Annotated in this window: 9 protein-coding genes; 8 read left to right on the plus strand and 1 reads right to left on the minus strand. The window is 33.3% G+C overall.

Translation table 11 applies throughout. The features are described 5' to 3' along the window. Positions 1–1,304, minus strand: a 1,304-nt coding sequence (lnt, locus tag FWJ34_RS14335) for an apolipoprotein N-acyltransferase (protein WP_308256015.1), incomplete at its 3' end; no start/stop codon positions are given. 120 nt (positions 1,305–1,424) lie between these two features. Between lnt and pap the strand changes: the two genes are divergently transcribed. From pap to FWJ34_RS14375, 8 genes are all read left to right on the plus strand, one after another. Further along, positions 1,425–2,906: a polyphosphate:AMP phosphotransferase gene (gene pap / locus FWJ34_RS14340; RefSeq protein ID WP_308256016.1), complete on the plus strand. Its 1,482-nt coding sequence runs from the start codon at positions 1,425–1,427 to the stop codon at positions 2,904–2,906. Positions 2,907–3,186: 280 nt separating this feature from the next. Further along, entirely contained in the window at positions 3,187–3,531 is a 345-nt protein-coding gene (locus FWJ34_RS14345) for a hypothetical protein (protein ID WP_308256017.1), read from the plus strand. A gap of 59 nt (positions 3,532–3,590) precedes the next feature. Continuing rightward, a complete protein-coding gene (locus tag FWJ34_RS14350) occupies positions 3,591–5,108 on the plus strand; it encodes an AAA family ATPase (RefSeq protein WP_308256018.1) in 1,518 nt (505 codons plus the stop codon). 118 nt (positions 5,109–5,226) lie between these two features. After that, the gene (locus tag FWJ34_RS14355) at positions 5,227–5,577 is read left to right on the plus strand and encodes a DUF1257 domain-containing protein (RefSeq protein WP_308256020.1); all 351 of its coding nucleotides are present in this window, start codon (positions 5,227–5,229) and stop codon (positions 5,575–5,577) included. Between the two features lie 160 nt (positions 5,578–5,737). After that, the gene (locus FWJ34_RS14360; RefSeq protein WP_308256021.1) at positions 5,738–7,231 is read left to right on the plus strand and encodes a serine/threonine-protein kinase; all 1,494 of its coding nucleotides are present in this window, start codon (positions 5,738–5,740) and stop codon (positions 7,229–7,231) included. 290 nt (positions 7,232–7,521) lie between these two features. Then, the gene (glyA, locus tag FWJ34_RS14365) at positions 7,522–8,805 is read left to right on the plus strand and encodes a serine hydroxymethyltransferase (RefSeq protein ID WP_308256022.1); all 1,284 of its coding nucleotides are present in this window, start codon (positions 7,522–7,524) and stop codon (positions 8,803–8,805) included. A 264-nt stretch (positions 8,806–9,069) separates the two neighbouring features. After that, positions 9,070–10,941 (plus strand): hypothetical protein, encoded by a 1,872-nt coding sequence (locus FWJ34_RS14370; RefSeq protein WP_308256023.1) that lies wholly within the window; start codon positions 9,070–9,072, stop codon positions 10,939–10,941. 69 nt (positions 10,942–11,010) lie between these two features. Next, the coding region (locus tag FWJ34_RS14375; protein WP_308256024.1) for a glycoside hydrolase family 38 C-terminal domain-containing protein at positions 11,011–11,849 on the plus strand (839 nt) is incomplete at its 3' end.

Raw genomic sequence — 11,849 nt, forward strand, 5'->3', positions numbered from 1 at the left:
GGCATAGTATCACTATAATGGGCGTTATTAGAAGCCGTAATAATAAATTCTCCTCCATTTAACGCTTGATTACGGAAAACTTCAGCAAAGGCAGAATCATAACAAATACCGACAATAGCTTTTCCAAAAGGAGTATTGAAAATTTGTTGTTTTTCTCCCGCAATTAAATGTGCATCTAGGGGTGAAAGACGATTAATTAAATTACCTAAAATACTGTGAAAAGGAATATATTCACCTAATGGCACTAACTTAATTTTGTTATATTTACTAATAATTTTTCCTTCTTGATTGAGACTAAATAAAGTATTAGTATAATTCTTATTTTTTTGATCAAAAGCACCTAATAATAAAGGTATTTTTTCTTTCAAGATTGCCTGATAAATAGGGCTATTATTAGCTATTTGATCATAAAAAAAAGGTAAAGCCGTTTCCGGAGTTAAAATTAAATCAATATTCTGTTGAGCTAAATCATAATAACCTTTAGTATAATTAATCATCGCCGTTTTTAATCCTTGATCATAAAGTTTTATTTCATTAGGAATATTACCTTGAATAATGCCGATATTTATTACTTTTGATAAATCATCGTTAATTTTTCCTTGATAATTTATATAACCGATACCATGAGTAACAATTAAAATAATTATAGCACTACTCATTAAGTTATATTTATCCTTATAAAAATATTGTTTATTTTTCAGGATTAAAATAAGATTTTCTGCAAATAAACCATTAATTAAGATAATTAAAGCCGTAATAGTAGTTGTTCCAGATACTTTTAATAATTGTAAAATGGCTAAATTATAAGGACTTTGGGTAAAAGATAAAGATGTCCACCAAAGAGGGCTAAAACTCCAAATTTTTTCTAATAAACACCAAATTGTTACCCCTAAAAATATCTTACTTAAACTAGGACTTAGAAATTTATTTTTATCTAATTTTTGACTAATAATCAAGTTAAAAATACCTGCCCAAATAGTAACTAAAATTGCTCCCCAGAAAGTAATAAATAACCAACAAAAAATAGCAATAATTAAGCTGTTAAACCATGATACTCCCATCCATGTCATCGGATGTATTCCTGTTATCCAAAATAAAGCAAAACCATGATAACCACATCCCCATAAAAACCCCGCTAATATTGATGTCAAAAATGATTGAGATAAACTTATCCACAGAGGTATTAAAGCTATCCATGCTAAAAACCATAAGTTACTCGGTGCAACAGTTAAGCCCATAAATAAGCCACCTATCAAAGCAAAAATGAGATATTTAAAAGATATTTTTTTTAAAAGAAAGGACATTTTTCTAAAGATTAATTATTAAAACTTTTTACCTCTAATATTAAGATAAACTTAAGACTTTTAAATTTCAGTTCAACTCAGTATATATTGAGTGTATAGCTGTTATGGATCATCATCAAAATGTTAGATACTTTAGACTTAACTACTTCTTTAGATAAAGAAACTTACCGTACTAAAATAGAAGACTTAATGCGAGAATTACGATCGCTACAAAATATCTGTTGGTTAGAAAAACTACCTATTATCGTCGTTTTAGAAGGATGGGCGGCGGCCGGAAAAGGCACTTTAGTCAAGCAAATGACTAATTATATGGATCCTCGGGGTTTTGTGGTACATCCGATCTTAGCACCTTCAGAAGAAGAAAAAAAATATCCGTTTTTGTGGCGTTTTTGGCAAAAAATACCGGCTCAAGGCAGTATAGGTATTTTCTATCATAGTTGGTACACTCACTTACTAGAAGATAGATTGTTTCAAAGATTAGGCAATACTGAAGTGCCTACAATTATGCGTGATATTAACGCCTTTGAAAGACAATTAATCGAAGATGGTGCTGTGGTAGCAAAATACTGGCTTCATTTAAGCAAAAAAGAATTAAAAGATCGTCTCAAAAAATACGAAAAAGATGAGTTTGAATCATGGCGAGTGCGTAAAGAAGACTGGCAACAGGAAAAAAATTATGAAGAATATAAAACCTTAGCAGAGGAAATGCTGATTTTAACAAATAGTGGTTTTGCCCCTTGGGTATTAGTCGAAGCTGACTGTCAACGGTGGGCAAAAGTAAAGGTTTTAACCCAATTAGTTTCAACCATTCGAGAAACCTTAGCCAAACGTAAAATTACACCACAAAACCCTTCTTTACCTTCTCAAACATCTTTATTATCTACTGAACCCGATTATTTAGGACAAATTGATTTAAACCTTAGTATCTCCAGAGAAGAATATAAAACAAAACTTAAACAATCTCAGTTAGAACTCCGAAAGTTACAAAAAGACATCTTTGAAAAAAATATCGGTATCTTATTATTATTTGAAGGTTGGGATGCAGCCGGAAAAGGAGGCGCCATTAAAAGAATTACTGATATTTTAGATCCTCGCAGCTATCAAGTCCATGCTTTTGCCGCTCCCACTAAAGAAGAACATATGTATCATTATCTTTGGCGTTTTTGGCAACGGTTAACCCCCACAGGTAAAATTGGTATTTTTGATCGTACATGGTATGGTAGAGTTTTAGTCGAAAGAATTGAAGGTTTTGCTACCGAATCTGAATGGAGACGCGCATATCGAGAAATCAATGAATTTGAAGCACAGTTAGCTAGTTCTAACTATATACTGCTTAAATATTGGTTACATATTAGCCCTGAAGAGCAATTAAGACGTTTTGAAGCACGAAAAGACGATCCTTATAAAAGTTATAAATTAACCGATGAAGATTGGCGTAATCGAGAAAAATGGAATTTATATGACGTTGCCGTTAACCAAACTATAGCACGAACTAGCACCGCTCAAGCTCCTTGGACTATTGTGCCGGGTAATAATAAATATTACGCAAGGCTTTATATCTTAGATACTCTCATTAATGCTATTAAACGTAAGCTAGGATAACTGAGTAAGCAAAATTAATCGATGCCCTTTATTTTTCTCAAAGCTATGTTAACAAAGGGTAACAAGGGGTTTAAACCCATTGTCTCTATACAATTAATTTTACTTACATGAGTGCTTAATCTAAGTTTAGAGCTCCTCAAAAATAAAAATCTCCACTTTTAATTCAATTGTTAAGTTTTGTAACAATATTACCATTAAAATGGGAAAACAGCTTGACAGTTTTAAAAAAAAAAGTTAAATTAATCAATATCGCACCTGGGCATATCAAATAAAAGCGAATATGCAAGAAAAGCAAAAAGTTACTCTTTATCTTCCACCAACACTGCATCGTCAATTAAAAGTAAAAGCAGCCATCGATACTGACTCCATGTCAGCCCTCGTGGAAAAGGCTATTAGTTTTTACTTAAAACATCCTGAAGCAGTGGAGGAACTAGAAGCGAGTTACGGAAAGACTCATCAAGTTCACATTTGCCCTGAATGTAATGCCGCCATGGTTATGCGTGACGGAGATATGATTTCCCTCAAAAATCAACCCAACATCGTTGATGAAGAGTTTCCCTTAATTGGCGAGGCAACAGAAATCAGCAAAGACACCGAAGGACAAGAAGAGTTAATCCCTTGCTAAATGGTGACAGTAATGTCAGCGATTACAGTAACTGCCTAACCACAAGAGAGGTCGATCCCATGAAAGAAGAGTTAAACATTCTTATCAAAGCTCAATATCCCCTGATTTATCTAGTGACTTCGGAAGAAGAACGTGCAGAGGAAGCCATTGCTACCATAGTGAATGAATTACCCAATCAGGGATCTCGTCGAGTATTTGTATGGACAGTAACCCGTGGAATCGTTGAACGCTCTGAACACAATTCTACTTCTGTACAACACAACACTGTTTCTCCCGAAGCAGCCATCGAATGGGTTGTCAGACAAAAAGAGGCGGGGATTTACATCTTCAAAGACTTACATCCTTATTTAGAATCACCCCCTGTAACTAGATGGTTAAGAGATGCCATTGCTAGTTTTAAGGGGACAGATAAAATAATTGTCTTGATGTCTCCTTATCAGCAAACTCCTTTAGAACTCGAAAAAGATTTAGTGGTACTAGATTTTCCTTTACCTCAAGCCCATGAGCTAGATTTGGTATTGGCAAGAGCTTTAAAAAATACTAAAGGCAAACAACTTTCCACAGAAGTTAAAGAAAAATTACGCAGAGCCGCTCTTGGTTTAACTATCGATGAAGCAGAAAAAGTTTATCGTAAAGCTCAGATTAAAGCCGGGCAATTAACAGAAAATGAGGTGGAAATTGTCCTTTCTGAGAAAAAACAACTAATTCGGCGTAATGGCATCCTCGATTATATTGAAGATGATGAAACTATCAACGCAGTGGGTGGTTTAGAAGAACTCAAACACTGGTTAACTCAGCGATCGCAAGCCTTCACGGAAAAAGCTAGAGCTTACGGGCTACCTCAACCGAAGGGAATGCTAATTTTAGGAGTACCGGGCTGTGGAAAATCCTTAATTGCTAAAACTACCGCTAAGTTATGGGGATTACCCTTACTCCGTTTGGATATGGGCAGAGTCTATGATGGTTCGACGGTAGGGAAATCAGAAGCAAATTTACGCAGTGCCTTAAAGACGGCGGAATCTATTTCACCAACGATATTATTTATCGACGAGTTAGACAAAGCTTTTGCTGGAGGAGCTGGATCTGGTGATTCTGATGGTGGTACATCTAGTCGAATTTTTGGTTCATTTTTGACGTGGATGCAAGAAAAAAATTCTCCAGTGTTTGTAATGGCAACAGCTAATCGTATCGAAAGACTACCGGGTGAGTTTTTGCGTAAAGGTCGTTTTGATGAAATCTTTTTTGTGGATTTGCCTAGTCATCAGGAAAGAGAAGCGATTTTTAATATTCATCTTAGCAAACGTCGTTCAGATATAAGTCGTTTTGACTTGGAACAGTTAGCTAAAGTATCAGAAGGTTTTTCTGGGGCAGAAATTGAACAAGCAATTGTGGCAGCTATGTATGAGGCTTTTGCCCAAGGGCGAGAGTTCACACAGTTGGATATTATTGCTGCGGTCAAATCTACACTACCTCTGTCCCGCACTATGACAGAACAGGTAACAGCACTACGAGACTGGGCTAATCAAAGAGCCAGACCTGCTTCAACCTCCGTTGAATATCAGCGAGGGTCATTTTAACAGTCTTTCTCTCATTGTCGGGGAAAGGTTAGCTTCATTGCTAACAGTTTAATCTAAAGCACTTTAAGTGCAATTTAACATCAAAAAGTTGTCTTTAATCTCTTAGGAGGAAATACCAATGTCTCATTTCAGTACTTTACGCACCAAAATCTCTTCTGCGGAAATTTTAACTAATTCCTTGCGTGATCTCGGTATTAGTGTAAAAACCGATGCTGATGTTCGTGGCTATAATGGTCAACGTCTTCGTGCTGATATTGTAGCTGTGTTGGAAGGAGAATACGATCTTGGTTGGTCTCGTAATACCGATGGTAGCTTTGACTTAATCGCTGATCTCTGGGGCGTTGCTAAAAAACACAATCAAACTGAATTAATTAACTCTATTAATCAAAAATATGCGGTTAATAAAACTTTGGGAGAAGTTAAGCAACGTGGGTTACAAAACGCTAATGTTAAATTAGTTCTTAAGTAATGCAATATATTTTCTGAAAGTGCGTTCCCTATTATTACGGCTAATCAATTAATTTTGGTTAGTCCTTTTTTTTGCATAAACGATATAATGTCGAAAAACTAACACATGAGTGCGTAACGTCAGTTATACTAAATCAATAAAGCGAACTAAAAAGTGCTGAATGATTTTAAGCTATTGCCTAAATCCGAATTGTTCTGAACCACAAAATCAACCTAGTGATAAGGTGTGTGCCAGTTGTGGTTCTAGTTTAATATTGCATAATCGTTATCGTACCATCAAAAAAATTGGCAAGGGTGGGTTTGGAACAACTTTTTTAGGGGTTGATTTATCTTTACCCGGTAATCCTCTTTGTGTGATAAAACAACTACGTCCTAATTCTAATGATCCTGAAATCTTCAAAATGGCTTTAGAATTATTTGAAAGAGAAGCAAAAACCTTAGGAAAAATTGATCATCCTCAAATTCCTCGATTATTAGACTATTTTGAAGATCATCAACACTTTTATTTAGTTCAAAGTTTCGTTAAAGGTAAAAATTTACAACAAGAAGTCAAACAAAATGGTGTGTTTAATGAAGTTCAAGCGAAAAATGTTCTTGGTGAAATATTAATTGTACTAAAATATATTCACTCCATTAAGATGATTCATCGAGATATTAAACCTGCTAATATTATCCGCCGTGAACAAGATGGAAAGTTGGTTTTAATCGATTTTGGGGCTGTTAAAGATCAGGTTAACACACAGTTAGCCAAAAATTATGGTCAAACAGCTTTTACTCAATTTGCAGTGGGTACAATGGGTTTTGCACCTCCGGAACAATTAGCTATGCGTCCTCTGTATTCTAGTGATATTTATGCTTTGGGTTCTACTTGTTTATTTTTAATGACGGCTAAATCACCTAAAGATATACCTTGTAATGATTTGACGGGAGAATTATTATGGGAACAAGAGGTAAAAATTAGTAAGGGGTTTGCTAAGATTTTGCGTAAGATGTTAGAGGTGGATGTTCGTATTCGTTATAAATCAGCCGAAGAGGTGATCAATGATTTAGATATTGCTCCTTACGAAAAAGAATTAGAACAAAATATGTTTAGCAATACAAAACCTTTTATATCACCTTCATCTGAATCTGAGAATAATGATAATACAAGTCTTTCGGCTACTTCTCGTTTAGCCATGGCAATTAGAGCGAGAAAATCTCGTCAGGGAAAAACGCCATATCTATCTCCCATGACTCCTAAAAGTATTTTGACGGCTTATGCTTCAGGTAGAATGGATTTTAGTAAACAAATTTTTAATCAATTTAATTTTGCCGGGGCAGATATTCCATTAATTAATTTTCGTCATTGTACACTAATTCAAAGTAATTTTGAAGAATGTAATTTAAAAGGAGCTAATTTTTATAGTGCTAATTTAACAAAGGCAAAGTTTAGTAAGGCAAATCTCAAAAAAGTTCACTTTTTTAAAGCTAATTTAGAAGAGGCTAATTTAGAAGGTGCAATTTTGGAAGGTGCTAATTTAGAAAAGGCTAATTTAGAAGGTGCTAATTTATGTGGTGCTAATTTAACTAATGCTAACGTACAAGATGAGCAGTTAGAAAATGCTCAAACTAACTGGGCGACTATTTTTCCTGACGGTAAACGTCGTCTTTGGTAAATATTAAACCTCTCCCATAATTTAAACTGCAATTAATTTATAATACACTATTGATGAATTTACGCTATGTTTTTAATGATCCCTAAATTAAAATCATAATTTATGGAGAAGTCTATATTTACTTAAAAGTTTTCTAATACTCTAATTACTTTTGATGATCAGACAGAATATTATATGACCTTTGTAGAATTTTTTAGACTTCTGCCGTTCTGTTTAATATATTAATCAAAGGATGAACCAACAATCTATTATGATAATTAAAGTATATCTATAAGAAAAATTAAATTAAAGTGAGTCAGACTAACTTAGAATTTTTAGCTGATACAGATCCTGCTATCGCTGAAATTATTGCCAACGAGTTACAACGTCAAAGAAGTCATTTAGAATTAATTGCTAGTGAAAATTTTACTTCCCCAGCAGTAATGGCAGCCCAAGGTTCGGTTTTAACCAATAAATATGCGGAAGGGTTACCCGGTAAGCGTTACTACGGTGGTTGTAAATTCATTGATCAAGCTGAAGATTTGGCGATCGAACGTGCAAAACAGTTATTTGGTGCTCAAATGGCAAACGTTCAACCTCATTCAGGTGCACAGGCTAATTTTGCTGTATTTTTAACTCTTCTTAAACCCGGGGATAAAATTATGGGCATGGATTTGTCTCACGGTGGACATTTAACCCATGGATCGCCCGTAAATGTTTCTGGTAAATGGTTTGAAGTGTGCCAATATGGAGTAAATAAAGAAACCGAACGCTTAGACTATGATCAAATCAGAGAAATTGCTTTAAAAGAACGTCCAAAACTCATTATCTGCGGTTATTCCGCTTATCCTCGTACTATTGAATTTGATAAATTTAGAGCCATCGCCGATGAGGTTGGTGCATACTTATTAGCCGATATTGCCCATATTGCTGGTTTAGTAGCTACTGGCTTACATCCTAACCCTGTACCTGATTGTGATGTTGTAACCACGACAACCCATAAGACATTAAGAGGACCTCGTGGCGGTTTAATCCTCACCCGAGACGCAGAATTAGGTAAACAACTGAATAAAGCAGTATTCCCTGGTACTCAAGGAGGCCCTTTAGAACACGTTATTGCAGGAAAAGCAGTAGCCTTTGGAGAAGCCTTAAAACCTGAATTTAAAACCTATTGTGAACAAGTAATTCTTAATTCCCAGACATTGGGTAATCAGTTAGTTAATAGAGGCTTTAAATTAGTGTCTGGTGGCACAGATAATCATCTTAATTTGGTGGATTTACGATCAATCGGTATGACTGGTAAAGTAGCAGATCAATTATTAGGCAAAACTAGCATCACAGCGAATACAAATACTGTACCTTTCGATCCCGAATCACCTTTTGTTACAAGTGGGTTGAGATTAGGTTCTCCAGCGGAAACCACCAGAGGCTTAAAAGAAGCAGAATTTACCGAAATTGCCAATATTATCGCTGACAGACTTTTAAATCCTGAGAATGAAGCTATAAGATTAGATTGTATCAAACGTGTAGAAAAATTGTGTGATCGCTTCCCCCTTTATCCTTATTTAAGAATACCTGTACCTGCTTTAGCATAATAATCATAAAATTCCCTCTTTTTAAGGGGGATAAAAATTTACTAATTAATTCCTTAACAAAACTCTTTTAACCAATAAAACTAAGTTTAAATAAGGTTTATTTGTCTTAGCCCAAAGTGGCGAAAGTGTCGCTATTCTTAACGATGCTAAGTTTTAACCTACCCTTTGGTAACATTATCAGCGTTGGTTAATCAAAAGAAACATTAAAGAGCATTTTTTACGACTCATTTAGAAATGCTATATTGATACCTAATTTTATAAAATATGACGATCAAAGAAACAATTATTACTCTAAAAAAACTGACGGAATTAGAAATCCAAAATAATTGGTTTTTTCTTGATCAAAATTTAGAGAAACCCCCTATAACTATAGAAGAAGAAACTTGGCAACAAGCAATAGTTAATCATAAAAATTATTTAGTATGGGAAAAAGGGCAAAAAGTAAGATGGTTTAGTCAAAAAATTATCATTCCTGAAAGTCTAAATCATGATTATCCATTAGATGGCTTGAGTTTAAGAATACTTTTAACATGGTGGGCAGAATCGGCTCAAATTTTCGTGAATGATAAGTTAGTTTGTGAAGGAGATTTATTTGATTCTTCTAGTCGTATTTTATTAACAGAAAAAGTAGAAAAAAATCAACAATTCTTAATTAGTTTACGATTAGTTAGCCCCAGTCATGATATTGGTGGTTTAATGAATTCTCAATGTATCTATGAGAGTAATTATAACGATATTGATCCTAGTTTTGTTGCTAATGAATTAATAATTTTAGATAAATATATTGATCAATTTTATCCTGATGAAAAATTATTTTTAGAAGAAGAAGTTAATAAAATTAATTGGAATTATGTATATAATCAGTCATTATTTAAACAAGAATTAGTTAATTTAAGAAATCGTCTTTTATCTTTATCTAATTATATCAAAAAACGTAACTTTTATTTGCTAGGTCATGCTCATTTAGATATGGCTTGGTTATGGACTTTAAAGGAAACTTATGAAGTCGCTCAACGGACTTTTTATTCTGTTTTAAACTTACAAAAAAAATATTCTTATTTAACTTTTGGACATACAACAGCTTATCTATATCAATGGATAGAATATCATAATCCTTTATTATTTACTCAAATTCAACAAGCAGTTAAGAATAATCAATGGGAAATTTTAGGAGGAATGTGGGTTGAGCCTGATGTAAATTTAATTAGTGGAGAATCCCTTATTAGACAATTATTATATGGGCAAAAATATTTTTTAGAAAAGTTTGGTAAATATAATAAAGTGGCTTGGCTACCAGATACTTTTGGTTTTCCTTGGCAGTTACCACAAATTTTACAACAAGCTGAAATTAACTATTTTGTAACAGGTAAGTTGCATTGGAATGACACTAATAAATTTGCTCATGGTTGTTTTTGGTGGCAATCCCCTGATGGTAGTCGTATTTTTGCGGTGATGTCTCCCCCTAACGTTGCTGGAGTTATGGATACAAATCCAATTACCATGACTAACTATAGTGTTGATTGGGAAAATCAAACAGGGTTAAAAGATATTTTTTGGCTTCCAGGAGTGGGAGACCACGGAGGAGGCCCAACTGGTGATATGTTAGAGGTAGGAAAACGTTATCAAAATTCTCCTTTTTTTCCGAAGATTAATTTTACTACCGCTCAAAAATATTTAGATAAAATTAGCTCTATTTCTTCTCAAGATTTCCCTATTTGGAATAGTGAACTTTATTTAGAATTACATAGAGGTTGTTATACCACCCATGGAGAGCAAAAATATTTTAATCGTTACTCAGAAAGGTTACTATATCAAGCTGAATTATTTTCTACTATTTTTATAATTTTAGCAAAAAAAAATATTTATATATTTGACACTAATAGTAATAATCAATATAAAATAAAGCAAATTTGGCTAAAAGTTTTATTAAATCAATTTCATGATATTTTACCCGGAACATCTATTACCCCAGTTTTTACAGAAGCAAATCAACTTTGGCAGGAAATTATTAAGGATACTCAATTAATTTTACAAGAATCTTTAAAGGCGATCGCCTCCTATATAAAATTTGAAAAAATAGAGCCAAAAGAGAGTAAGATAATATTAATGTTTAACGCTTTAAACTGGGAAAGATAGGAAATTATTGAGATAGAAGGTTGTAAATTTAATTTTACCCAACCACCCTTAATAAAGGAAGATTTTTTTGTGTCAGAAGTGATAGACGAAACCATAATACCATATAGCATTTTTGACGAGGAAGGAAACCGATTAAAAATTAAAATTTCTCATGATGGTAAATTATTATTTTTAGCAGAAAATATCCCTAGCATTGGCTATAAATCATTTTATCTTGTTCATAATAATGCCTTAACAAACAGTTTAAATTCTTTATCTGAAAATAACGACAATTCATTGCCAAAAAAAGCCTTGCCTGAAAAAGAAAATATCTCAGAGTTTATTTTAGAAAATGAGTATGTCAAAGTTATTGTTGACGAAAAGACAGGAAATTTAATCAGTGTTTATGACAAAATTAATGAACAAGAAATTTTACAAGGTTATGGTAATGAATTACAATTATTTGAAGATAAAGGACAATATTGGGATGCTTGGAATATTAACCCTAATTATGAAGAATATAGATTAGAAAATCCTAGTTTAATATCTATTCAATGGTTAGAAAAAGGCTCATTAAGACAGATAATAAGAATTAAAAAAACTTTTAATCGATCGCATTTTAGACAAGATTATATCTTAAATTTTAATTCACCGATATTAACGATAAAAAATAAAGTGAATTGGCAGGAAGACTATACTTTATTAAAAGTAAATTTTTCCTTAAATATTGAAAGTGATTTTGTTACCTATGACATTGCTTGTGGAAATATTCAACGCACAACAAAACCTAAAACTGAAGCCGAAAAAGCACAATGGGAAGTTAATGGACATTATTGGGCAGATTCAAGTAATCATAATTATGGTGTAAGTTTGCTTAATGATTGTAAATATGGCTATGATAGTAAATCTAATCAGTTACGCTTAAGTTT

The organism is Geminocystis sp. GBBB08 (assembly GCF_016743215.1).
Lineage (GTDB): Bacteria > Cyanobacteriota > Cyanobacteriia > Cyanobacteriales > Cyanobacteriaceae > Geminocystis.